The sequence below is a fragment of the Paenarthrobacter sp. 10L412 genome, from assembly GCF_056395565.1.
The window spans coordinates 1-21,881 of record NZ_JBFTJT010000018.1 but is presented as its reverse complement, the minus strand read 5'-3'; the positions used below and the strand labels follow the sequence as shown (position 1 = coordinate 21,881).

Genomic DNA, 21,881 nt, shown 5'->3' with positions numbered 1-21,881 from the left:
TACGAGCGGTGACTCTGTTGCCCCTTTGCCGGAAGCGACTACTTGGTGTCGTCAGCTTCCAGCGAGGATCCGGGGGCCTTCCTTGCGGCAGTCGCAGCAGATTCCGATTCCGCCTTGGACGTTGTGTCCTTCGCGGAATCTCCTGCTGCATCCTGCGGCTCGTCAACGTGGCCCGGATCGCTTTGGTTATCTGGGAGATTACCACGGGAACCACTATCCGAGACAGATGGGTCCACATCATGACTGGTGACGCTCGTCACGGATGCCTCATCTTTGGCTGGCGTGGCTTCAGGCTCTCGGCCCGGTAAATAAGGTGTATCGGGCTGCGGTCGCCCTCCCCTGCCGAGAACAAGGAAGATAACCAGCGCCGCAATGAAGACGAAGATGCTCGTCCACACGTTCAGTCTGGTGGTGATCCCGAAGAGGTTGATCTGCTCGGCGTCGTCAATCCTGAGCGCTTCGATCCACACGCGGCCAAGCGTGTAATACATCGCGTAGAGCCAGAACAGGCGTCCTCGGCGGAAGTGGAACTTCCGGTCCAGCAGGAGCAGAATTGCGACGCCCAGGATGTTCCACAGGAATTCATAGAGGAACGTCGGATGGAAGAGCGTGTCCGCAGGCATACCCACTGGGAAGTTGGCGTTGGCGGGGTCGATCTGGAGTCCCCACGGCAAGGTGGTGGGGGCACCGAAGAGTTCCTGGTTGAACCAGTTGCCCCAACGTCCGATCGCCTGGGCAAGCAGCAATCCAGGAGCCGCGGCATCCAAGAAGGCCGTGAGCTTGACACCTGCCCGACGGCAACCGATCCAGGCACCCACGGCGCCAAGCAGCACTGCGCCCCAAATACCCAGGCCGCCTCGCTGTATCTGCGGAATCAGGGAGAGGTCACCTGTGCCGTCGAACCCAGGGCCAAAGTACGCATCCGGGGACGAAAACACGTGGTAAAGCCGGCCACCGATGATGCCGAAAGGAATCGCCCAAATGGCGATATCCCACAGGCTCCCGTCGGGGGCTCCACGGCGCTTCCATCGGGCTGACGTCAACCATAGGCCGATGATGATGCCCGCCAGGATGCAGAGGGCGTATGCGTGGATACGCAGCGTCCCCCACGGCAGCGGAATGTCGAAACCGGACCACGATGGGCTCGGGATGCTCAGTGGAACCATTGCCGCTGCGTGGAGGACGGTCTGCATTGGGCTTCGCTGTTTCCTTTTCCTAGGCGTCTGCAGCTGCGCGGCCCAAGCCGGCGCTGAGGTTCTTGGTGAGTTGGCCGACGGCGTCAACGCCGCCGTCGCGGAGGGCCGCCACGAGCGCGGTGCCGACGATCACGCCGTCAGCGTAGGCAGCTATCTCGCGGACATGATCCGGGTTGGAAACACCGAGGCCAACGCAAACCCGTTCAGCACCTGCAGCGTGGGCACGTGCCACGACGTCTTCGGCTGTGCTGCTGACCGACTGGCGTGTACCGGTCACACCCATGATGGAGACGGCATACACAAAGCCGCGGCTGGCCTTGACAGTCATATCCAGGCGTTCGGGCGTAGATGACGGAGCCACCAGGAAGACCCTGTCCAGTCCGTACTTGTCCGAAGCCTCGAACCACTCACTGGCCTCATCCGGAATAAGGTCCGGAGTAATAAGGCCTGCTCCCCCGGATTCAGCAAGGCGGCGGGAGAACTCATCCACGCCCATGCGCATGACGGGGTTCCAGTAGGTCATGACCAACACGGCGGCGTCAGTAGCGGCAGTGATCCCTGCAACGACGTCGAAGACATTGGCGACCCGGAAACCGTTGTTGATCGCTTCCGTGGTGGCAGCCTGGATGACAGGTCCGTCCATCACGGGATCGGAGTAGGGAATACCGATCTCGATGAGGTCGGCACCGTTCCGTGCCAGGGCAATGCCGGCTTCGATGCTGTCCTGGACTGTGGGGTAGCCCGCCGGAAGGTATCCGACAAGGGCTGCCCGACCCTCGGCCTTGGCGCGGTCGATAGCTGCAGCGGATTTGCTGGCGAATTGTTCAGTCATCAGTTCTGGTCCTCGTTTACGTCCACGGCTGCTTCGGAGGTGCGTTCTGCAGGACCTTTGGGCTTGCGGGTAGACAGGGTGGTCCCCTTGACGTGACCTTCTTCGTCCAACATGTTGAACCATGCGGCTGCGGTTTCCACGTCTTTGTCCCCGCGACCGGACAGGTTCACGATCACGGAGATTTCGGAGGGGTCCTCTTTGCCCTCGGTGAGGCGCTGGCCCACTTTGATGGCACCGGCAAGCGCGTGCGCAGACTCGATAGCGGGGATGATGCCCTCGGTCCGGCACAGGAGGCTGAAGGCGTCCATGGCTTCGGTGTCCGTGATGGGCTCGTATGTCACGCGTCCGATGTCCGCCAGGTACGAGTGCTCCGGTCCAACGCTGGGGTAGTCCAGTCCGGCAGAGATCGAGTGTGATTCGATGGTCTGGCCGTCTTCGTCCTGCATCAGGTAAGAACGGGCACCATGCAGCACACCGGGACGTCCCAGGGAGATTGCTGCGGCGTGACGCCCGGTCTCAACGCCTTCGCCACCTGCCTCAAAGCCGTAGATCTTCACGGAAGCGTCGTCCAGGAAGCTGTGGAACAGGCCGATGGCATTGGAGCCACCACCAATGCAGGCACAGATGGCGTCGGGCAGCTTGCCGGTCTGATCCAGGATCTGGGCGCGGGCTTCCTCGCCGATCACTTCGTGGAAGAAGCGGACCATGGCAGGGAACGGGTGGGCTCCGGCAGCGGTACCCAGCAGGTAATGGGTGGTCTCCACGTTCGAAACCCAATCCCGCAGGGCGTCGTTGATGGCGTCCTTGAGGGTCTGCGAACCGTTGGTCACGGGAACAACGGTGGCGCCGAGCAGTTGCATGCGGGCAACGTTCAAGGCCTGGCGGCGGCAGTCCTCCGCGCCCATGTAGACAACGCACTCAAGGCCCAGGAGGGCTGCCGCCGTGGCACTGGCAACGCCATGCTGGCCTGCACCGGTTTCAGCAATAACCCGGGTCTTGCCCATGCGCTTGGCCAGGAGGGCTTGCCCCAGGACGTTGTTGATCTTGTGGGAACCGGTGTGGTTGAGGTCTTCACGCTTCAGGAAAATCCTCGCGCCACCAGCGTGCTTGGAGAAGCGTTTGGCCTCTGTCAGCAGCGACGGACGCCCGGAGTAGTTCTTGTTGAGGTCCTTCAACTCCGCGAGGAACTCGGGATCGGCCTTGGCTTTCTCGAACGTGTCCTGGACTTCGTCGAGTGCGGCGATAAGTGACTCGGGCATCCAACGGCCACCGTAGTTACCGAAGTACGGCCCGCTCGCGTTGCGCAGCGAATGGCCACCTTGCAGGAATGCGTCGGCCGCATTCTCTTCCGAGCTGGCTGTTGGCGCGTCCACCATCAGTCTCACCGTCCTGTTCCAGTTAGTTCATCGGGTAGTTCCACGTGCCACAAGGCAGCCGCAGGCACATGCCCGGGCTGCCTCATGGCTGTCGCCTTGCTTCAGGTACTGCCTCAGTTCCTGACGGCGATGGCGGCAGCTCCAGCTGCCTTGAATTCGGTGATGCGTTCGCGCGGGGTTGAGTCGCTAACCAGCGCCTCCCCCACCAAAATGGCGTTGGCGCCACTCGCGGCATAGTGCGTAACATCCTCGGCCGTCCGCACGCCGGACTCCGCGACAATCAATGCCTCAGCCGGAATCAAACCGGCCAGTGAACCGAAAACTGAGCGGTCGACGTCGAGCGTCTTCAGGTTGCGGACGTTAATGCCGATGATTTTGGCCTGCGCAGCGACGGCACGCTCAATTTCCTCTTCGGTGTGCGTTTCCACCAGCACGTTCATGCCAAGCTCATGGCTGAGGGCGCTGAAGTCAGCCAGCTCCGAGTCGGACAAGGCCGCAACGATCAGCAGAATGAGGTCCGCGCCATGGGCGCGGGCTTCCCAGATCTGGTACTCGTCCACCGTGAAGTCCTTGCGCAGCAAGGGAATATCGACGGCGGCACGTACGGCATCGAGATCTGCCAGCGACCCGCCGAAACGTCGCTTCTCGGTAAGGACGCTGATGACCGAAGCTCCGCCATGTTCGTACTGCACCGCGAGCGAGGCGGGGTCATCAATGGGTGCGAGATCGCCTTTGGAGGGGCTACGACGCTTGATTTCAGCGATGACCTTGAGATCGTCGCGGTTCGAGGAAGGACCACCCAGGGCAGCCCACGCGTCACGCGCGGGTGCTGCGCCTGCAGCACGGTCCTTCAGCTCAACGAGGGACATAAGCCGGCGGCGGGCCTCCATGTCCTCCTTGACGCCGACGATGATGTCGTCAAGAACGGTCACGATTAGTGGCCGTTGTTCTGCAGCTTGCTGCCACCCACTCCGTAGCCGGCCTTGCGCATGGCCCAACCTACGATGAGGCCGGCCACCATGACCACAACACCACCGATGAAGATGGGGGTGCTGGCGATGACGAAAGCAATGGAGGAAATCAGGGCGCCGACCAGCATCACAATCACGCAGGTCCAGGCAGCCGGGCTGTTACCGTGGCCGATGGCATCAGCGTGGCTGGCCATGGTGGAGGTAGCTTGGTTTGCGGACACTGTGGTTTTGCTCATGTGGAATCTCCTCGGGATGAATACTGCTTACATTCTGCCATTTATTGACGGCGGCCGGGACATCGTCCGACGTCAGGACCGGCGCTGACGCTTATGTTGCGCCATACCGGCCCGAAAGATTGCTGGGCGGCCTAGGTTGGGTCTTCGCCGCGGGAAAGACTGTCCCAACTGTCGATCTCGTCTACAGGTCCGCTACCGCGTTCCTTGACGGCAGCGGCGTCGTACTTGGTGCGGGTTTTCCAATACCGTCCCGCCAGCGGCAAGACCACTGCACAGACTGCAAGCAGGGCACCGGCCACGATTGCCAGCACGGGGAAGACCGTTGTGGCCACGCTCGCCTGACCTCCCGAGATGCCGGTTGCCGCAGCGATGGAACCCTGGGCTGCGCCGAGAGGATCGGACAGGACCGTAGCGGCTGCGAGGATAATCCCGGCAGCGGACAGGGCAAGAAGGGCCGCGATGATCCAGCGGGCGATCCGCCCCGCGATGGAGGCCGCCAACCCACCGGCAAGTGCTACAAGTGCCAGTGCGGTAACGGCCGTGGCTGCCTTGCTGCCTTGTACGTGGAGGTCACTGTTGGAGGCAGCTGTCGGATCAAGACGGACCTCGATCCAGGTCTGTGTGGTGGTTCCAAAGACAGCGAGTGCCAGAAGTGCCGTTGCAAGAACAAGCGTTGACTTCCGTGCCCAACGCGGCGATGTGCTCGCCGTCGGTCCCGGTGCTTCAGCGGTCATGAGGTGGGCGTCCCACCGTCGACGGTTCCTGCGTCCCGCACTGTCTCGGCGGAAATATTCTGCAGCGAACCGGCCGTGTGCACGGCCCGAAGCGGCGCAGCAGCCTTGTTCACAGTTTCAAGTGCTTCCGACGGCTTGTGTGAGTCAGCAACAATCCCGCCGCCGGCCTGCACGTAGGCCCGGCCTTCACGCAGCAACGCAGAACGGATGGCAATCGCCATGTCCATGTCACCGGCAAAGTCCAGGTAACCCACAACGCCACCATAGATACCGCGGCGGTGGGGTTCGAGTTCGTCCAGGAGGCGCAACGCCCGTGGTTTCGGGGCACCGGAAAGGGTACCTGCCGGGAACGTTGCCTTGAGGACGTCGTAGGCCTTGGCATGCGGAGCCAACTCGCCTACCACGGTGGACACCAAGTGCATGATGTGGCTGAACCGCTCCACCTCCATGAACTGGGTGACGTCAACCGTGCCGGCAACGCAGACCTTGGAGAGGTCGTTACGGGACAGGTCCACCAACATGAGGTGCTCGGCCCGTTCCTTCTGGTCGGCCAAAAGTTCCGTGGCCAAGGCTTTGTCAGCTTCAACAGTCTTGCCACGGGGACGCGAGCCGGCGATTGGGTGCGTGATGACTTCGCCGCCGGTTACCGTCACCAACGCCTCCGGCGAGGAACCCACGATCGAGTACTCGCGGCCGTCAGCATCTTCGAGGCTGAAGATATACATGTACGGGCTCGGGTTGGTGTTGCGCAGTACGCGGTAAACGTCCAGGGGGTCGGCCTTGCACTCCATTTCGAAGCGGCGCGAAATGACTACCTGGAAGACCTCGCCATCGACGATCGCTTCCTTGCCGCGATCGATGGCTTCCAGGTACTTGGCCTCGTCCCAGCGCTCCTGCACGCTCGACGCGAAATCCAATGCGGCCGGCTCCAGCACCGAGATCGGCTGGGCAACAGGCGTACTGACCTGGTCCAGCAGCGCCTTAACCCGGGCCACGGCGTCGTGCCAGGCGTCATCCACACGCTCGGAACTGTTGTCGAAGTTGATCGCGTTGGCGATCAGGAGGACAGTGCCGTCCACATTGTCGTGAACTGCCATGTCGGTGACCAGGTTCAGGGCCATTTCAGGCAGCTGGAGGTCGTCTTCCGGCGGTGCCGTCAGTTTCTCCCAATGGCGCACGGCTTCCCAACCCAGGAAACCAACCAGGCCGGAAGTAAAGGGCGGCAGGCCTTCAAAACGATCGGTTTGCAGCGCGGCGATGGTGTCGCGGACTGCTTCCACCGGGTTGCCGGCCACGGGAACGCCTACTGGCGGCTCACCGATCCAGTGTGCCTGGCCATCCTTGGTGGTCAGCGTGGCGCGGGACTTGGCGCCAATGAAGGAATAGCGCGACCAGGCACCGCCAACCGCTGCCGACTCAAGGAGGAATGTTCCGGGCTGGCCCTTGGCGAGCTTACGGTACAGGCCGATGGGAGTCTCGGCGTCGGCCAGGACTCTGAGTCGGACGGGGATGACACGGCTGTGGACGGCGAGTTCGCGGAACTCTTCCAGGCCCGGGCTGATGATTCCAAGGTCCTGCATGGCTATTGTTCTCCGCCTTTGGTCTTAGGTGGTGCGTCAGGGAAACTGGGTGATGCCTTAATCGCGGTGGCCCGTTACGACCGAAAAGTCGCGCCCGTCGAAGCAGGTCCGGGTACCGGTGTGGCAGGCTGCGCCGATCTGGTCCACGCGGACCAGGAGGGCATCGCCGTCGCAGTCAAGGGCGACTGACTTCACGAACTGTACGTGCCCGGAAGTGTCGCCCTTGCGCCAGTATTCCTGACGGGAGCGCGAGTAAAAGGTCACGCGTCCCGTGGTCATGGTGCGGCGAAGTGCCTCGTCATCCATCCAGCCCAGCATGAGGACCTCATGGGTATCGTGCTGCTGGATGATGGCGGCTACAAGGCCTGCGGAGTCGCGTTTAAGGGCGCTGGCGATCTCCTGCGGCAGGGTGTCCGCGGGGTCGCTGGAGAGCTCCACGGCAGGAGTTGGACTGGGGGCGGACTGCTCTGACATCAGATCAAGTCTAGTGCCTTTGATGGGAGCCGTATTCTGCGGCGGTTCCACTGCGCAACCTTGCCCTGATCGTGCTAGTTTCACAAGTGATGCATTTCGTCGATCCTTCCCGAGAAGTACTGGCCGAAACCCTGCTGGCGGCCGGACCTGACTCCCCCACGCTCTGCCAAGGGTGGCTCACCCGGGATCTTGCGGCGCACCTTTACCTGCGCGAACGCAAAGCGGCCGTGGGCATTGGCCTTCTGATCCCCAGCCTCGGCAAGGCTTCGGACAAAGCCACGGCCAAACTTGCCGCCAAGCTCAAGACAACTGACGACTACGCGGAGCTCGTCAAAACGTTCCGCGCAGGTCCCCCAGCCCTTTCCCCTTTGAAGATCAAGGCGCTGGACGAAACGTCGAATCTCATCGAATATTTCGTCCACACCGAGGACATTCGCCGCGCGGGTGACCGCTGGGCACCCCGGGCCCTCGACGAAGCGTACTCGGATGCATTGTGGGATGAACTGATCAAGCGGGCGGCTTTCCTTTACCGCGGCGTGGACCTCGGCATCGTTCTGGTGCGGCCCTCCGGCCCCCGGCACGTGGCCAAACGCGCTCCAGTGTCGGTAGCGATTGTGGGCGAACCCGGCGAGTTGCTGATGCATGCCCATGGCCGCACCAGCCAGGCCCTCGTCACCTTCGAAGGCCAGCCGGACGCCGTCGCGCTTTTGCAAACTGCAGACATCGGCCTTTAAGACAGACAACGCGGGGTCACTTTTGGCCCATCAACCTTGCGGAGATGGGTCAAAAGTGACCCCGCGTTGCTTTTGGCAGACGGAGCTACCTGACTTCGAAGCCGGCCTCGCGGATAGCCGCTTTGACTTGGGCGATCATGTCATCCGGACCGAAGTGGAACACCGAAGCTGCCAGCACAGCATCGGCTCCGGCTTCCACGGCTGGCGGGAAATGCGCAGGCTTCCCGGCACCACCGGAGGCGATGATCGGGATGTTGACCGCACCACGGACAAGGCGGATCAGTTCAAGGTCGAATCCGTCCTTGGTGCCGTCAGCGTCGATCGAGTTCAAAAGGATCTCTCCCACACCCCGGTCCGCGGCTTCCTTGGCCCAGGCGATGGCGTCGATTCCCGTCCCGGTCCTGCCACCGTGGGTGGTGACTTCAAAACCGGACGACGTCGGGGCGTCGCCTTCGCGGGTTCGGCGCGCATCCACGGAGAGCACCAGGACCTGGGACCCGAAGTGGCGCGTGATTTCATCGATGACCTCAGGCCGGGCCACAGCGGCGGTGTTGATCGATGCCTTGTCCGCACCGAAGCGCAGAAGTTTGTCCACCTCTGCCACGCCGCGGACGCCGCCGCCCACAGTCAGCGGAATGAAGACTTCCTCTGCGGTGCGGCGCACAACATCGAACGTGGTTTCGCGGTTGCCCGATGACGCGGTGACGTCCAGGAACGTCAGTTCATCTGCACCGCCATTGTCGTAGCGATGGGCCAGTTCCACCGGGTCTCCGGCGTCCCTCAGGCCTTCGAAGTTGACGCCTTTGACCACGCGGCCGGCGTCAACGTCCAGGCAGGGAATGACGCGTACGGCTACAGCCATGTGCTGCTCCTTAATACTGCTGTGCGCTGCTCAGGGGATCCGGTCAGATACGGCAGGCGTGGATGCTGCTGACCAGGATGGCGCGGGCGCCCAGATCGTACAGCTCATCCATGATGCGGTTGGTTTCCTTCTTGGGGACCATGGAACGCACGGCCACCCATTCCGAGTCCCGCAGGGGGGAAACGGTGGGTGATTCAAGGCCGGGGGTGAGCGCAGCAGCGTCCTCCACCAGGTCCTTGCGGATGTCGTAGTCCATCAGCACGTACTGCCGCGCCACAAGGACGCCCTGCAGGCGCCGGATGAGGACGTCGATTTCCTTGGCAGTGCCGTTCGCGGCCCCACCGGGACCTGTGCGCCTGATCAGCACGGCCTCGGACTTAAGAATGGGATCGCCGAAGATTTCCATCCCGGCTGCCTTGAGGGTGTTGCCGGTCTCGACGACGTCGGCAATGGCGTCGGCAACGCCGAGCCGCACCGATGACTCGACGGCACCGTCCAGTCGGACCACCTTGGCGTTCACACCCCGATCCGCCAGATAGTCGCGCAGGAGCCCGTCGTAACTAGTGGCGAGGCGCTTGCCTTCGAGCTGCTCGACGCCGGTGAAGTCACCTACGGGGCCGGCGAAACGGAAGGTAGAAGGGGCAAAGCCCAAGGGAAGGAGTTCTTCGGCTTCCACCTTTGCGTCAAGCAGGAGGTCGCGTCCGGTGATTCCGACGTCCAGGGTTCCCTGGCCCACATACACCGCGATGTCGCGGGGGCGCAGGAAGAAGAACTCAATGTCATTGTCGGGATCAACCATCACCAGTTCGCGGGTGTCGCGGCGCTGGCGGTACCCAGCCTCGGACAACATTGCAGAGGCGGCTTCTGACAGGGATCCCTTGTTGGGGACTGCTACACGGAGCATGGGGGAGACTTTCTGTTTGGAATGGAGGTTTTCAGGCACTTCGGCCACGCAGCTGGCTCCGCTCATTGAGGCGGAGTGGCGTGGCTAGAGATGCTTGTAAACGTCTTCCAGGCTGAGGCCCTTGGCGAGCATGAGGACCTGCAGGTGGTACAGCAACTGGGAGATTTCCTCGGCAGCGGCTTCATCGGATTCGTACTCGGCGGCCATCCAGACTTCGGCGGCCTCTTCGACCACTTTCTTACCGATGCCGTGGATTCCGGAGTCCAGTTCGGCAACCGTACGCGAGCCTGCCGGGCGGGTCGCTGCTTTCTCACTCAGTTCTGCGAACAGCGTCTCGAAATTCTTCACGCCCTACAGACTACTTGCTTAGGGGCTGGCACCGCTTGTTGGGGCGTTGCATGACGAAGGGGATGTGAGTGAAGACACACCCACATCCCCTTCAACGCTTGCTGTCCCAGCGTCAGCTCGACGGCTTCAGTGTCAGCTGTACTGCTTCAGCGTCACTGCCGTGGCAAGGGCCGCGGTGACTGCCTCGTGTCCCTTGTCTTCGTTGGAGCCCGGGAGGCCTGCGCGGTCCAAGCCCTGCTGTTCCGTATCGCAGGTCAGAACGCCGAACCCGACCGGAACGCCGGTGCGGACGCTGACATCGGTGAGTCCCGACGTCGCGGCCTGGCATACGTACTCAAAGTGCGGCGTTCCACCGCGAATAACCACACCGAGGGCCACGACGGCGTCAAAGTGCGGTGCGAGCCGGGCCGCGGCAACCGGGAGTTCGAAGCTGCCGGGGACGCGCAGCAGGGTGGGCTCGGCGATGCCGGCTTCCTTGGCCGCGCGGAGTGCACCGTCTACCAGTCCATCCATGATCTGGGTATGCCAGCTTGCTGCCACAATGGCGAGCTTGAGCTGCGAGGTTTCCTCGGGCTTGAGGGTGGTGAGGTCGATGGTGGGTGCGCCGTGTCCGCTCATTGTTTGCTGGAATTCCGTTCAGTCTTGTTCGTTGTCAAAGGGGCTTCGGGACGGGGTCTTTCCGTTGCCGACGGGCTCGGTTTCGAGCGTCAGACGGTGATCCATCCGGTCTTTCTTGGTCTGCAAATAGCGAACGTTCTGTTCACGCGAAGGAACCTCGGTGGGAACCATTTCCACCACCGCGACACCAGCCTGGGCCAGACGGTTCTGCTTGTCCGGATTGTTGCTGAGCAACCGGACTTCATGCAGGCCCATCTCGGCCAGGATCTGACCCGCGGCACTGTAGGAGCGTGCGTCTACCGGCAGGCCCAGCTGTTCGTTGGCCTCGACGGTATCGAAACCGGCTTCCTGCAGCGCATAGGCCTTGATCTTGTTGGCGAGGCCAATGCCGCGCCCTTCCTGGCCGCGCAAGTACAACAGCGTTCCACCCTCAGCGTGGATGAGCTCCAGGGCGAAAGCCAATTGCTCGCCGCAATCGCAACGATAAGATCCGAAGACGTCGCCAGTGAGGCATTCGGAGTGCAGGCGCACCAGTGGTGCCTGGCCATCCCTAGGCGGGTTGGGGGAACTCACGGCAAGGTGTTCCACGCCCGTAACGTGGTCCGTCCAGGCCTGTGCTACAAAGTCCCCGAAGGCTGTGGGCAGCTGGACAATCGGGCCGCCGCTCACCGGGTGGGGTGTGGGCTCGGTGTCGCCGCTGCTGCGCGTTGTCGGTGCGGTCATCGCTTCTCCTCGTCTGCCACTGAAACGTGTGCCGTCTGGGACTCTACCGCGTCAACGTATGCCACCAGATCCTCAATGGAGATGAGGGGGCATCCGTGTTCGGCAGCAAAATCACGCAAGCTGTCCAGGCGCATCATTTCACCATCGTCATGTACCAACTCAGCGATCACGCCCACCGGAGCAAGTCCGGCAAGCCGACACAGGTCCACGGCTGCTTCCGTGTGTCCCGGACGTTCACGCACTCCCCCATTAACCGCCCGAAGCGGGAAAATATGCCCGGGGCGCGTAATCGCCGCCGGAGTGCTCTGCAGGTCGGCGAGGATCCGGGCCGTCAACGCGCGGTCCGTGGCCGAGATACCAGTGCTCACTCCGATGGCCGCGTCGCAGGAAACGGTGTAGGCAGTACCTTTGGCGTCCTCATTGACTTCCACCATGGGCGGAAGCGCCAGGGCATCCGCACGTTCCGCTTCAAGCGGAACGCAAATGACGCCGGATGAATACCTGATGGTCCACCCCATGAGGGCGGGCGTGGCGTGTTCGGCAGCGAAAATGATGTCGCCTTCGTTCTCGCGGTCTTCGTTGTCCACCACGATGACTGCTTGGCCGGCAGCCATCGCCGCAATCGCAGCTTCCACGGGATCCAGGCCTGTACGGCCCGTCGCCGCCGAGACCGTCTTGGTCGGGGTGCTCATCGCGCAGCCTCCTGGTTCCCGGCTGACTCGCTGGACGTTTCTGCGCTGGCGCGGTGCGCCGGGGAGCCCTGCGGAGCGAAGGACAGGAGCCTCTCGGTGTACTTGGCAAGCACATCCACTTCCAGGTTCACCCGTGCACCAACCGGCTTGGCCCCCAGTCCTGTCTCCTCCAGCGTCGTAGGGATGAGGCCTACTTCGAACCATGGAGACGCTTCAGCTGCGGCGCTCACGGCCGTCACGGTCAGCGAAACACCGTCGACGGCGATCGAACCCTTCTCGGCAATGTACCGTGCCAGCGGCCCAGGGACGCCAAAGCGCAAACGGTCCCAGTTGCCCAGCGGCTCACGTTCCAGCAGCTCACCCACGCCATCAACATGTCCTTGGACCACGTGGCCGTCGAGGCGCCCGCCGGCAGGGACGCAGCGCTCAAGGTTCACGGTATCGCCCGCAGCCAACTCGCCGATGGTGGTGCGGACCAGGGTCTCCCCCATGACGTCGACGCTGAAATCCTGCCCGTCAATCTGAGTTGCGGTGAGGCAGACTCCATTGACTGCGATGGAGCCTCCCAAAGCTAGGCCCTCGGTGCTGGTCGGGGCTTTCAGCCGCAGCGTCGCGCTAGCATCGCCGTCGCGGTCAATACCCAGGACGGTGCCTTGTTCGGCAACGATTCCGGTAAACATCAGTGTCCTCCTGTGACGTATTCCGCAGCTTCACTGCGCGGAATGGAATTCTTGGTTGTGCTGGCCACTGCTGTAGCGACCGCTGATCTCATTGACCGCAAATGCAGCCGAAGGTCGTTGCCGAGGGACTGTACAGCCCCGCCTCCGGCATCGTCCCAGGCCCAGTGTTGGGCATCGGCCAACGTGGTAATGCCGAGGTCGTTCAGCGCAGGCGTGCCGGATCCCAAAAGGGTTGGAGCCAGATAGACGATCAGTTCGTCCACCAATCCAGCAGCAAGGAACGTACTGAGGATGCTGGAGCCGCCTTCCACCATGACGTGCCTGACGCCTTGGTGGAACAGTTGGCTGAGCGCTTCCGCCGGGTCCCTGGTTTGCAGGTGCACAAAAAGACCATCGGTTCCGCGTACCGCCGCATCTTCGGGAACGTCCCTCAAACCCATGACGGCGCGGAGCGGCTGGCGCTGCGCCAGCCTGCCGTCGGATGCCCGGGCCGTCAGACGGGGGTTGTCGATGAGTACCGTGCCAGTGCCCACCAGGATGGCATCGATGAGGCCCCGCAATCCGTGGTTGTCCGCGAGGGACTCAGGACTGGAAATCCATTGGCTGGTACCGTCCACTGCGGCGATGCGGCTGTCCAGCGTCTGGGCAATGTGCAAGGTGACGAACGGACGTTTGGTTGCGACGGCGTCGAACCATTCGCGATTCAGGTCAAACGCCTTGTCGGCGGCGAGCCCGGATTCGACGTCGACTCCCGCTGCTTGCAGGGTGCGGGCGCCGCCCGCGGCGGGATCGTGGGGATCATCGACGGCGTAAATCACCCTCGAGATCCCGGCCTCAATGATGGCCTGTGCGCAGGGGCCGGTACGGCCAACGTGGTTGCAGGGCTCCAGGGTGACCACCATGGTGGTTCCTGCAAGGTCCACGCCTTGACGGCGTGCCTCAAGAATGGCATCTGCCTCGGCATGGGCCGTGCCGGCTCCCCGATGGTAGCCGACGGCGAGCTGTTCGCCCCCGGGACTGAGCACAACGGCGCCCACCAACGGGTTGGCTCCACGCGGCCCGCCCAAAGCCGCCGCAAGGGCCACATCCATAGCCGCAGTCTCGGCGGTATTGAAAAATTTGGGGTTCAGAGTCACGGAGCGACTCCCACAACGGCCGGGACGGGGCCAGCCGAGGCGCGTTCGCGCTTCTCTGCCCGCCACCACACGAAGAAACCGGTCAACGTAAAGAATCCATAGAAGAGGTACATGACGGCACTGGCGTAGTATCCGGCGCTAAAGAGGAGTGGGACGCCAACTATGTCAACGGCTACCCAGATGAGCCAGAACTCCGTCCATCCCCGGGCCATACCGTACGTGGCCAGCAGGGAACCTGTGAATGTCCAGGCATCAGCCCACACTGGCGGGTAGGAGCCCAGCGCGTCGAAGAGCGGAGTCAACGCGGCCGTTCCAGCCACCATTGCCCCAATCAGGGCGATGCGGACTTTGGTACTGGCCCAGCCCGGAACGATTGCGCGCCCCTGGGTGCTGGCCTGCCGGCCTTGCTGCCAGCGGTACCAACCGTAGACGGCGACGGTTATGAACATGATCTGCCGCGCAGCCTGTCCCCATAGGGTTGCGGGAGCGGCTGCGCCGAAAACGTTGCCGAGGAAGACCGTCAGCAGGAGGATATTCCCCACGATGCCTGTAGGCCACGCCCAGACTTTGCGGCGCATTCCGCCGAGGGCGCTGGCGAGCCCAAAGATGTTGCCAAGCACTTCGCGTAAGACAAGCGCAGATCCTCCAACGGGAATCTGTGCTTCGAAGAGCCATCGCAGAAAGTCCATGCCGTTCCTTCCCAGTAAGCCGCGATGGCTCCGGGGGTGTACGACAGCACACTGCGCGGCGTCTCTAAGGACGCACACAGCATGACTGTACGTGCTTCTCCCATCCAGACTTTAACTGTCGGTACCGGAATTCCACCGGTTCAACCGTTTGCCAGCGGTTTCCAATTGCTTGGATCCCAAGGCGCGCGGGTCGCGGACTATAACCGCCGGTTCGGACTTACACCGACCCCGGAGCACGTATGTGTGTTGCTATTCTGCCACAACTGCGGAGATGCCTGAGCTATTCCCCGCAATCTTCGTAACATCTGATGACGGTCGTCACGGTTTCGCCGAGCCGCCCGCCATCGCAGCCTTGGACCCGGCCGCGCGGAGCCGATCAATTGCCGCCGCAGGGTCTTCATCCCCGTACACAGCCGAGCCTGCCACGAAGACGTTCGCGCCTGCTTCAGCTGCGCGGAGGATGGTTTCCTCAGTGATCCCGCCATCCACTTGGATGGCCACACCGATGCCGGATCCGTCAATGGCTGCGCGGGCGCGGCGGATCTTGGGCAAGGTGATGTCCAGGAAGGACTGGCCACCAAAGCCCGGTTCAACCGTCATGATCAGGAGCATGTCCAGTTCGCTGAGCATGTCCAAATACGGCTCAACCGGAGTGGCGGGCCGCAATGCCATACCGGCTTTTGAGCCTCGGGCCCGCAGTTCACGGGCAAGCTTGACCGGCGCCATGGCAGCCTCGGCATGAAATGTCACCGAGGCGACGCCGGCGTCCGCGTAGGCAGGTGCCCACCGGTCAGCGTCTGAAATCATCAGGTGCGCGTCCAAGGGAACCGGGCTGACAGCTTGGATCCGCTGTACCACGGGCAGGCCAAGCGTCAGGTTGGGAACGAAGTGGTTGTCCATGACATCCACGTGCACGGCATCGGCATTGCCGATCCGCTGCAGCTCCGCCTCAAGGTTGACGAAGTCTGCGGACAGGATGCTCGGGTTGATACAGCACTGAGACAAGGCAGCCCCTTTGGGTCAGTTGTTTTATCGATTGAGTTCAAGCGAGGGTGGCGGCGGGCTAGGACTTTTTACGGAGCCAGGACTTTTTTGCGGAGCTAGGACTTCTTACGGATGAGCGCCATGAACATGGCATCCGTGTGGTGAACGTGCGGCCAAAGCTGGGCCGTAAGCTCGTGCCCGGCCCCAAGGCCTCCCGTGAGGCTGACAGCGTCAAGCGCCTGTCCGGCGTCGAGCATCTCAAGGTCATCACGCTTTCCCATGACGTCACCCACAACGGCCGTGGTTTCCGCCGGGTGGGGTGAACACGTCACGTAAGCCACCACGCCACCGGGCTTGACGGCGTCGATCGCCGAGGTCAGCAGTTCGCGCTGCAGTGGACCAAGGTCCGCGATGTCCTTGGGTGCACGACGCCACCGCGATTCGGGACGCCTCCGCAAGGCACCAAGACCACTGCAGGGAACGTCCACCAACACCCGGTCAAAGGAGTCGGGCTGTTCGCCGCCAACCTCCCGTCCATCACCGGTCCGCACCGCCCAGGATTCCGCAGGCACCGCAGACAGCGCCTGCTGGACCAGCTTGGCGCGGTGCGGGGCTGGCTCGTTGGCCAGCAAGGTGGCACCATCGCGGTGAGCCAAGGCGGCAAGTAAGGCAGCTTTGCCTCCCGGACCTGCGCACAAGTCCAGCCAGCGCTCTCCTTCCCGGGCAGGGGTGCCAAGATCCACACTTGCAACGGCGCGGGCTACGAGTTGTGAGCCAACATCCTGAACGCGGGTAGTGCCCTTTCGGACGGACTCGAGCCGGCCAAGGTCGCCTCCGGCTGACAGCGCGGAGTCCTCTACCAGCTCTCCGGCTGTAGCCCCGTTCTCGAAAGCTTCATCAAGGTTCCCCAACCCTGGCAGGGCAACCAGATTCACTACGGGCGCCGCGTTGTCGGCCTCCAGCAGGGCGTCAATCTCGGTTTTAGATCTCCCATGGTTCACCAGCGACTGGCGAAGCGCGCGCACGATCCATTCCGGGTGAGCGTGACGCAGGGCAGCAATCTTGGTCTCGTCGGTCTCCTGCTCCAGCAGGATGTCCAGCCACTCAGCCATGGTGTGCGCGGTGACTTTGCGCAGTACGGCGTTGATGAGCGCAGACGGCCCGGCGCCGATGACCGCGCGGGCCAGGCCAACGGTTTGGTCCAGCGCAGCATGGGCCGGAACGCGCATGGAAAGCAGCTGATGTGCGCCGATGCGTAGGGCATCCAGGATCGCCGGATCGAGTTGCTCGAGGGGCCGGTCCACGCAGCGGGCCAGGATGGCATCATACGTTCCCTGCCCTCGCAGGGCACCGTAGCTCAGCTCGGTGGCAAAACCAGCGTCGCGGCGGTCCAGCCGGTGTTCCCGGATTCTGGCGGGAAGGACAAGATTGGCGTACGCGTCTTCCGACGCGACAGCGCGGAGGACTTCATAAGCTACCAAGCGCGCAGGATCAGCGCGGCGCGTGCGCTGGGATGGGGCGTTATTGGAGTAGCCCCTCTGGGGCCCCCTGTTTCGTTCCCTGCCCTGGGCATTGCGCTTGCTGTCGCTGCGGCCTCCACGATTGGCGTGTCCGCCACCGTCCCGGCTCCCGCTGTTGTTGGGGCCTCGCCGGCCGGACTCGCTCATTCGAATACCACTTTCTCAGGTGCAGCCAAGCCGCGGGCCCAGTCGGCCGGCGACATCATCTTTTTGCCGGCGGGTTGAATCCGCCCCAATTCCACCGCATGGGAACCAGTGCCTACCAGCACTGACTTTCCATCGACGCGGACGGTGCCGGGAGCAATGTCCTTGACGTCGGGGCGGAGTTCGACGGGTTCAAGCTTGATCCTTTGACCGTCCAGCGTTGTCCAGGCGCCGGGCTCGGGCGTAACGCCACGCGCCCTGCGATTCACGGCAAGGGCGGGCTGCTGCCAGTCCAACCGTCCGTCCTCGAGCGACAGTTTGGGGGCCAGGGAAACCTCGCCGGTCTGCGGCTGCGGTGCCGCCTGACCGGCGTCGATGGCGGACAGCGTCTGGCTGAGGAGGACGGCGCCACTCAGGGAAAGACGCTGAAGAAGATCGCCAGAAGTGTCATCCGGCCGCACGGTTTCGGTTAGCGTCCCAAACACCGGGCCGGTATCCAGCCCTTCTTCCAGTTGGAAGGTGGCCGCCCCGGTGACGTCATCACCTGCGATGATGGAGCGCTGCACTGGAGCGGCGCCACGCCACGCGGGCAGAAGCGAGAAGTGGAGATTGACCCATCCATGCCGGGGAACGCCCAGGGCAGCGCGGGGAACGATTCCCCCATAAGCCACGATGGCGGCTACATCTGGAGCAATTTCAGCAATTCGAGCCGTGGTGTCAGCATCCACTTTGGCAGCGCGAATGACCTCGATGCCAAGTTCCTCTGCTCGGGCGGCAACCGGTGAGGGTGTCAGGACTCGTTTGCGTCCCAACGGTGCGTCCGGGCGGGTCAGGACTGCAACGACGTCGAACCCGGCCTTCACCAAGGCGTCCAAGGATGGGACGGCAACAGCCGGGGTTCCCGCAAAGAGGACCCTCACTCGGGAGCCCCGAAACTGCCGCCACCGAAGCTGGAGCCAATAGAACTTGCCCGCTTGGACGTGGTCTGCTCGGTCACAGCGTGGTAGTTGGCGTTTCGGATGGCACGCAGCGCGGCTTTTCGGTCTTCGCCCTCAAGCCTGTCCGTATAAAGGACGCCGTCAAGGTGATCGGTCTCGTGCTGGAAGCAACGTGCCAACATACCTTCGGCCTCAACCTCTACGGGATTGCCGTTGAGATCCACACCCGTGGCGCGCGTTGCCCGGTGACGGCGCACGGGGAAACCAAGGCCGGGGATGGAGAGGCAGCCCTCAACTTCGTCCGGTTGGAAGTCTTCGCTGTTTTCCAGGACCGGGTTGATGATGTGTCCCTCTACACCGCCAATGCGATAGGTGAAGACCCGCTTACTGACGCCCACCTGGGGTGCGGCGAGCCCTGCGCCTTCCACGTCCTCCATGGTTTCCATCATGTCTGCTACCAGCTTGGCGAGCTCCGGACCGAATTCAGTGACGGGATCGGCTACGGTGCGCAACACCGGATCCCCAATGATTCGGATACTCAAAATTGCCATCTGCTGTCAGTCCTCACGATCGTCACACTCTGGTCCGGCTGTTGCGGAGCCTAAGCCAGTTTAGTTGAGTGCAGGCTGCTGCCGTTGTCCCCAGCCCCAGCAGCGGCAGTCCCAGCGCCGGCAGGCACCAGCGACGCGGACTCCAACGACGGCGACACGAACGACGGCGGCGGGACGGGCATGAGTGCCTGCCCAGCCGCAGTTACATCGGCTGACATCTCCCAGACGCGCCTCAGGGCACAGAACTTCCACCAATGGTGCTTAAGGACGTCCGGGTTGGCTCGTTGAGGCCTTACTTCCGTTTCTCCGATGGCAACCGCCAACAACATGGGATTCTCACCAAACTTCCATGGCTCCCACTCCCCCGCTACCGGGTCCACGAGGCTCTCTTCCGCCTTCATCCCCGCCACCAGCTGCATCACGACTTTGTCGTCCAGGGCCTTAACAGTGCCATCGCGGGTGGTGCCCTTGGTCTTGTAATCGATCAGGCAGATGCGCCCGTTAATCCGCGCAACGAGGTCCAGGGTGCCGGCATAGCCAACTGTCTTGTTCCAGACAGTGATTTCCGGAGCCAGCGGCTCCACCCTGTACAGTTCCCACCATTCGTCGAAGCGGGCTGCAAAGGCCTGCTCACCGTGGGAGGCCAGCTCATCGCGGCATTCCTGCATCCGATGCGGACGACCCAGGGCGCGCAGGGCTACCTGCTCACAGTAATTGTGGACGCGATCGCCTCTTGCCGCAGCTTGGTCCCTGTAGGTCTCAGCAGCTTTGGAAGCCTTGTTGACCGCCTGCCGGATCCTTGCCGGGCTGCCAAGCAGGGCGGGAAGTTCGGGATCTGCGGCCAAGCTGCTTGCTCCCATATAACTGAACCAACCGTCCAGGGAGTGCGCCTGCTGCCCTATCACCGTTGTGATTGAGGGGACAGAGAATTGCTCTGTTGTGGAGCGGGCGTACATACGTCCGTAGTCGGTAGCGTGGGCAAGAAGTGGAGCAGTCATATAAAGACTCTGACACAGAGCACCGACAGAATTCCCCTCAGCTGTCAGGCGTGCCTGTGCTTATACCGCCTTCGGTGGGCCTTTCGCCAAAAATCATGGACGCCTGTGCAGCGGGCAGGCGCGCGAGCTTTGCCGCAAGGATGGGCGACGTTGTGGCCAAGTCCTTCAGGAGTGCCTTTGAGTCTTCGGCTTCTGTTGATCCACTCATGTTGATGCTGTGCACGGGCGGGCAATTTTGTGACGCGGAATGCTCCACCGGTGTCCTGAGAAGGAAAAACCCGTCCGGACTGAGTCTCATCAGTCCAAACGATGGATTGATCAGCGGGCGCGCAATTATGAACTTTTCACGCCGACTCTACGGCTGACTGCGACTAACCATCGTAGTAAGCCTGTCCACGTTTGGCGGCAAAGAATGACTCAGAAGCTCAACCACAGTTTCCTGGAGACGCCGCTTGGCCCATTGCGCGCGCCGTCAGGCTAGTACTCGGTGCCGAATGCACACACTCGGAAAAGGTACTTACTCCTGCTCGACGGCGACAAACCGGAAGAAGGCAAGAAACGGAAGCGCACACAGAACTGCGCCTGCTATCCACCACGCCATTGCCCCGGCGAAAAGGACCGTGCCCAAAAGAACGGTCACCACGACCAACGCACCAGCGACCGGAGTCAGGCTGTAGGCCAACGGCCGCTTTGACGAAGGGAAGTGTCCTTGCACGACCAGTCCAAGCAAAATAGCCACAGGGATGAAGGCCAGAGCGGATATCAGCTGAAGTCCGCCGGGCGATGAAAAAGCTCCCACGACAATGACAACAAAAACTTCCATCAGGGCAAGTGCGAAAGCGATCCAACGGGTTTGTGTGGACGACGAATGACGTACAACAGGCGACGTGCTCATTTGGTTTCCCCCTTTTACAGGCCGTCGCTACTCGTTGAGCCATGTGCCACTTCTTAGGCTATGCGGCGGCAATCAGCCTTAAAGCTCTGCCGCCATCGTACCAAGAACCGCGTTCTTCAGCTGGTAAGAATCCAAGCGGATTCATTTCCATGTGAACGTATTCCAATAAGAGCTGTTCGCGCGATGGACCTAGCGATAACCTTTCGGCCCTATCAAGCGTTGGGTTCAATTCTGATGCAATTTCCCCGGCCATGTCCCTATTCACGGGCCGTGACTAATAGATGAATGGGGAATCATTCGTGAACGCACAGGAGCCGTCTTCATCGACGTGTGGCTCGCCGGATTCCATTTCCGTAGAAATCTTGCACTCACGGCGATGCAATTTGTCATCACCGTCTTGCGACTCGGCGGTTCCGGTGGGGAATGCAAGTGGGGAAGAGCGTGTGGTTGGCGTTCTTCCCCACTTGGGGTCACTGCGGGGGCCGCGGGTAGCGGCCCCTGCGGTGTTGGTGTTGGTGTTAGTTGTTGCTGGTGCGGCGGTTGCGGACGAACATCAGGGCTGCACCGACGACGAGGAGGGCACCGGCTGCGTAGAGAATGCCGGTTCCGACGCCACCGGTCAGCGGCAGCTGGAAGCCGCTGTTGGAGGGGATGTTCTTCACTTCAAGGTCGATACCGACCGTTGTGGTGGTGCCGTTGATCAGGAAGGACACCGGCTCGGCGAGCAGTTCATAGCCTGCCGGGGCGGTGGTCTCTACCAGGTAGTACGTGCGGTAGTCCGGGGTTCCGGGTGCCACGGCGGCGCCGTTGGCCCAGTCCGAGTACCGCAGGCCCGAGATCGTCAGCGTGCCGTCAGCGGCGACGGTGAAGACCGTCTGGCCGTTGAGGTCCACCGGGTTCGTTCCGGCCTTCGCGTCGGCTTCGTTGGTGTAAACCGAGAAGGAAGCGCCAGCGAGGGCTGCACCGTTCTCGTTGACCTTCTGCAGCGTCATTTCGCCCCACTTGGTCACGACCGGGGGCGTGACGACCGGGCCACCGGGCTGGCCCGGTGCAACGGTGAAGCTGG

26 protein-coding genes and 1 riboswitch are annotated in these 21,881 nt (G+C 62.5%); of the genes, 1 reads left to right on the top strand and 25 read right to left on the bottom strand.

The window, feature by feature from the left end; translation table 11 throughout:
- Positions 1 to 38: 38 nt before the first annotated feature.
- The 8 genes from lgt to hisI all read right to left on the bottom strand — a co-directional run bounded on the left by lgt (position 39) and on the right by hisI (position 7,399).
- Positions 39 to 1,193, bottom strand: coding sequence for a prolipoprotein diacylglyceryl transferase (lgt, locus tag AC1DD7_RS21160; protein ID WP_477516468.1), 1,155 nt, complete (start codon positions 1,191 to 1,193; stop codon positions 39 to 41).
- 22 nt (positions 1,194 to 1,215) lie between these two features.
- Positions 1,216 to 2,028 (bottom strand): tryptophan synthase subunit alpha, encoded by an 813-nt coding sequence (gene trpA / locus AC1DD7_RS21155; RefSeq protein WP_477516467.1) that lies wholly within the window; start codon positions 2,026 to 2,028, stop codon positions 1,216 to 1,218.
- Entirely contained in the window at positions 2,028 to 3,404 is a 1,377-nt protein-coding gene (gene trpB / locus AC1DD7_RS21150) for a tryptophan synthase subunit beta (protein WP_431120192.1), read from the bottom strand. The genes trpA and trpB overlap by 1 nt, the downstream gene beginning before the upstream one ends.
- A 113-nt stretch (positions 3,405 to 3,517) precedes the next feature.
- Entirely contained in the window at positions 3,518 to 4,336 is an 819-nt protein-coding gene (trpC, locus tag AC1DD7_RS21145) for an indole-3-glycerol phosphate synthase TrpC (protein ID WP_477516466.1), read from the bottom strand.
- Positions 4,337 to 4,338: 2 nt separating this feature from the next.
- On the bottom strand, positions 4,339 to 4,611 hold the full coding sequence (locus tag AC1DD7_RS21140) for an HGxxPAAW family protein (protein WP_216923214.1): 273 nt from the start codon (positions 4,609 to 4,611) through the stop codon (positions 4,339 to 4,341).
- A gap of 131 nt (positions 4,612 to 4,742) precedes the next feature.
- Positions 4,743 to 5,345, bottom strand: a complete 603-nt coding sequence (locus AC1DD7_RS21135; protein WP_477516465.1) for a Trp biosynthesis-associated membrane protein — start codon at positions 5,343 to 5,345, stop codon at positions 4,743 to 4,745.
- The gene (locus tag AC1DD7_RS21130; RefSeq protein ID WP_477516464.1) at positions 5,342 to 6,925 is read right to left on the bottom strand and encodes an anthranilate synthase component I; all 1,584 of its coding nucleotides are present in this window, start codon (positions 6,923 to 6,925) and stop codon (positions 5,342 to 5,344) included. The genes AC1DD7_RS21135 and AC1DD7_RS21130 overlap by 4 nt, the downstream gene beginning before the upstream one ends.
- A gap of 57 nt (positions 6,926 to 6,982) precedes the next feature.
- Positions 6,983 to 7,399 (bottom strand): phosphoribosyl-AMP cyclohydrolase, encoded by a 417-nt coding sequence (gene hisI / locus AC1DD7_RS21125; RefSeq protein ID WP_224089670.1) that lies wholly within the window; start codon positions 7,397 to 7,399, stop codon positions 6,983 to 6,985.
- Between the two features lie 89 nt (positions 7,400 to 7,488).
- Here hisI and AC1DD7_RS21120 point away from each other — a divergent pair, with 89 nt between their 5' ends.
- Entirely contained in the window at positions 7,489 to 8,133 is a 645-nt protein-coding gene (locus AC1DD7_RS21120; protein WP_216923805.1) for a TIGR03085 family metal-binding protein, read from the top strand.
- An 85-nt stretch (positions 8,134 to 8,218) separates the two neighbouring features.
- On the opposite strand, the gene hisF is transcribed toward AC1DD7_RS21120, so the two are convergent.
- The 17 genes from hisF to AC1DD7_RS21035 all read right to left on the bottom strand — a co-directional run.
- Complete coding sequence (gene hisF / locus AC1DD7_RS21115; RefSeq protein WP_216923206.1) at positions 8,219 to 8,995, bottom strand: imidazole glycerol phosphate synthase subunit HisF; 777 nt, start codon at positions 8,993 to 8,995, stop codon at positions 8,219 to 8,221.
- A 43-nt stretch (positions 8,996 to 9,038) separates the two neighbouring features.
- Positions 9,039 to 9,899, bottom strand: a complete 861-nt coding sequence (gene hisG, locus AC1DD7_RS21110; protein WP_224089667.1) for an ATP phosphoribosyltransferase — start codon at positions 9,897 to 9,899, stop codon at positions 9,039 to 9,041.
- 84 nt (positions 9,900 to 9,983) lie between these two features.
- Positions 9,984 to 10,247, bottom strand: coding sequence for a phosphoribosyl-ATP diphosphatase (locus tag AC1DD7_RS21105; RefSeq protein WP_018778638.1), 264 nt, complete (start codon positions 10,245 to 10,247; stop codon positions 9,984 to 9,986).
- Between the two features lie 132 nt (positions 10,248 to 10,379).
- On the bottom strand, positions 10,380 to 10,865 hold the full coding sequence (gene ribH, locus AC1DD7_RS21100) for a 6,7-dimethyl-8-ribityllumazine synthase (protein ID WP_223948696.1): 486 nt from the start codon (positions 10,863 to 10,865) through the stop codon (positions 10,380 to 10,382).
- An 18-nt stretch (positions 10,866 to 10,883) separates the two neighbouring features.
- Positions 10,884 to 11,588 (bottom strand): GTP cyclohydrolase II, encoded by a 705-nt coding sequence (gene ribA, locus AC1DD7_RS21095; RefSeq protein ID WP_477516463.1) that lies wholly within the window; start codon positions 11,586 to 11,588, stop codon positions 10,884 to 10,886.
- Positions 11,585 to 12,280, bottom strand: coding sequence for a 3,4-dihydroxy-2-butanone-4-phosphate synthase (ribB, locus tag AC1DD7_RS21090; RefSeq protein WP_477516462.1), 696 nt, complete (start codon positions 12,278 to 12,280; stop codon positions 11,585 to 11,587). Before ribB ends, ribA begins: the two co-directional genes overlap by 4 nt.
- The gene (locus tag AC1DD7_RS21085) at positions 12,277 to 12,960 is read right to left on the bottom strand and encodes a riboflavin synthase (RefSeq protein ID WP_477516461.1); all 684 of its coding nucleotides are present in this window, start codon (positions 12,958 to 12,960) and stop codon (positions 12,277 to 12,279) included. Before AC1DD7_RS21085 ends, ribB begins: the two co-directional genes overlap by 4 nt.
- Positions 12,960 to 14,051: a bifunctional diaminohydroxyphosphoribosylaminopyrimidine deaminase/5-amino-6-(5-phosphoribosylamino)uracil reductase RibD gene (gene ribD, locus AC1DD7_RS21080; RefSeq protein ID WP_477516473.1), complete on the bottom strand. Its 1,092-nt coding sequence runs from the start codon at positions 14,049 to 14,051 to the stop codon at positions 12,960 to 12,962. Before ribD ends, AC1DD7_RS21085 begins: the two co-directional genes overlap by 1 nt.
- 41 nt (positions 14,052 to 14,092) lie before the next feature.
- Positions 14,093 to 14,785 (bottom strand): nicotinamide riboside transporter PnuC, encoded by a 693-nt coding sequence (gene pnuC, locus AC1DD7_RS21075; protein WP_477516460.1) that lies wholly within the window; start codon positions 14,783 to 14,785, stop codon positions 14,093 to 14,095.
- 87 nt (positions 14,786 to 14,872) lie between these two features.
- Positions 14,873 to 15,026, bottom strand: a riboswitch (FMN riboswitch).
- A gap of 77 nt (positions 15,027 to 15,103) precedes the next feature.
- Positions 15,104 to 15,790, bottom strand: a complete 687-nt coding sequence (gene rpe / locus AC1DD7_RS21070) for a ribulose-phosphate 3-epimerase (RefSeq protein WP_477516459.1) — start codon at positions 15,788 to 15,790, stop codon at positions 15,104 to 15,106.
- Positions 15,791 to 15,885: 95 nt separating this feature from the next.
- Positions 15,886 to 17,436: an RsmB/NOP family class I SAM-dependent RNA methyltransferase gene (locus AC1DD7_RS21065; RefSeq protein WP_477516458.1), complete on the bottom strand. Its 1,551-nt coding sequence runs from the start codon at positions 17,434 to 17,436 to the stop codon at positions 15,886 to 15,888.
- Positions 17,433 to 18,353 (bottom strand): methionyl-tRNA formyltransferase, encoded by a 921-nt coding sequence (fmt, locus tag AC1DD7_RS21060; protein WP_477516457.1) that lies wholly within the window; start codon positions 18,351 to 18,353, stop codon positions 17,433 to 17,435. The genes AC1DD7_RS21065 and fmt overlap by 4 nt, the downstream gene beginning before the upstream one ends.
- Positions 18,350 to 18,922 (bottom strand): peptide deformylase, encoded by a 573-nt coding sequence (gene def, locus AC1DD7_RS21055; protein WP_477516456.1) that lies wholly within the window; start codon positions 18,920 to 18,922, stop codon positions 18,350 to 18,352. The genes fmt and def overlap by 4 nt, the downstream gene beginning before the upstream one ends.
- A gap of 50 nt (positions 18,923 to 18,972) precedes the next feature.
- Positions 18,973 to 19,920, bottom strand: a complete 948-nt coding sequence (locus AC1DD7_RS21050; RefSeq protein WP_477516455.1) for a cytochrome — start codon at positions 19,918 to 19,920, stop codon at positions 18,973 to 18,975.
- Positions 19,921 to 19,957: 37 nt separating this feature from the next.
- Positions 19,958 to 20,128 (bottom strand): hypothetical protein, encoded by a 171-nt coding sequence (locus AC1DD7_RS21045; RefSeq protein WP_477516454.1) that lies wholly within the window; start codon positions 20,126 to 20,128, stop codon positions 19,958 to 19,960.
- 309 nt (positions 20,129 to 20,437) lie between these two features.
- Positions 20,438 to 20,815, bottom strand: coding sequence for a hypothetical protein (locus AC1DD7_RS21040; RefSeq protein WP_477516453.1), 378 nt, complete (start codon positions 20,813 to 20,815; stop codon positions 20,438 to 20,440).
- Positions 20,816 to 21,333: 518 nt separating this feature from the next.
- A partial coding sequence (locus tag AC1DD7_RS21035) for a SpaH/EbpB family LPXTG-anchored major pilin (protein WP_477516452.1) occupies positions 21,334 to 21,881 on the bottom strand: 548 nt, incomplete at its 5' end.

What these genes read in the sequence shown, in the direction of transcription:
- ribD (WP_477516473.1), bottom strand. Translation starts at nt 14,051, where the DNA reads ATGGATGTGGCCCTTGCGGCGGCTTTGGGCGGGCCGCGTGGAGCCAAC.
- AC1DD7_RS21040 (WP_477516453.1), bottom strand. Translation starts at nt 20,815, where the DNA reads ATGAGCACGTCGCCTGTTGTACGTCATTCGTCGTCCACACAAACCCGT.
- AC1DD7_RS21050 (WP_477516455.1), bottom strand. Translation starts at nt 19,920, where the DNA reads ATGACTGCTCCACTTCTTGCCCACGCTACCGACTACGGACGTATGTAC.
- ribB (WP_477516462.1), bottom strand. Translation starts at nt 12,280, where the DNA reads ATGAGCACCCCGACCAAGACGGTCTCGGCGGCGACGGGCCGTACAGGC.
- AC1DD7_RS21135 (WP_477516465.1), bottom strand. Translation starts at nt 5,345, where the DNA reads ATGACCGCTGAAGCACCGGGACCGACGGCGAGCACATCGCCGCGTTGG.
- ribA (WP_477516463.1), bottom strand. Translation starts at nt 11,588, where the DNA reads ATGACCGCACCGACAACGCGCAGCAGCGGCGACACCGAGCCCACACCC.
- pnuC (WP_477516460.1), bottom strand. Translation starts at nt 14,785, where the DNA reads ATGGACTTTCTGCGATGGCTCTTCGAAGCACAGATTCCCGTTGGAGGA.
- def (WP_477516456.1), bottom strand. Translation starts at nt 18,922, where the DNA reads ATGGCAATTTTGAGTATCCGAATCATTGGGGATCCGGTGTTGCGCACC.
- AC1DD7_RS21120 (WP_216923805.1), top strand. Translation starts at nt 7,489, where the DNA reads ATGCATTTCGTCGATCCTTCCCGAGAAGTACTGGCCGAAACCCTGCTG.
- trpA (WP_477516467.1), bottom strand. Translation starts at nt 2,028, where the DNA reads ATGACTGAACAATTCGCCAGCAAATCCGCTGCAGCTATCGACCGCGCC.
- AC1DD7_RS21085 (WP_477516461.1), bottom strand. Translation starts at nt 12,960, where the DNA reads ATGTTTACCGGAATCGTTGCCGAACAAGGCACCGTCCTGGGTATTGAC.
- hisF (WP_216923206.1), bottom strand. Translation starts at nt 8,995, where the DNA reads ATGGCTGTAGCCGTACGCGTCATTCCCTGCCTGGACGTTGACGCCGGC.
- AC1DD7_RS21045 (WP_477516454.1), bottom strand. Translation starts at nt 20,128, where the DNA reads ATGAGTGGATCAACAGAAGCCGAAGACTCAAAGGCACTCCTGAAGGAC.
- AC1DD7_RS21065 (WP_477516458.1), bottom strand. Translation starts at nt 17,436, where the DNA reads ATGAGCGAGTCCGGCCGGCGAGGCCCCAACAACAGCGGGAGCCGGGAC.
- trpB (WP_431120192.1), bottom strand. Translation starts at nt 3,404, where the DNA reads ATGGTGGACGCGCCAACAGCCAGCTCGGAAGAGAATGCGGCCGACGCA.
- lgt (WP_477516468.1), bottom strand. Translation starts at nt 1,193, where the DNA reads ATGCAGACCGTCCTCCACGCAGCGGCAATGGTTCCACTGAGCATCCCG.
- hisI (WP_224089670.1), bottom strand. Translation starts at nt 7,399, where the DNA reads ATGTCAGAGCAGTCCGCCCCCAGTCCAACTCCTGCCGTGGAGCTCTCC.
- AC1DD7_RS21130 (WP_477516464.1), bottom strand. Translation starts at nt 6,925, where the DNA reads ATGCAGGACCTTGGAATCATCAGCCCGGGCCTGGAAGAGTTCCGCGAA.
- ribH (WP_223948696.1), bottom strand. Translation starts at nt 10,865, where the DNA reads ATGAGCGGACACGGCGCACCCACCATCGACCTCACCACCCTCAAGCCC.
- hisG (WP_224089667.1), bottom strand. Translation starts at nt 9,899, where the DNA reads ATGCTCCGTGTAGCAGTCCCCAACAAGGGATCCCTGTCAGAAGCCGCC.
- AC1DD7_RS21140 (WP_216923214.1), bottom strand. Translation starts at nt 4,611, where the DNA reads ATGAGCAAAACCACAGTGTCCGCAAACCAAGCTACCTCCACCATGGCC.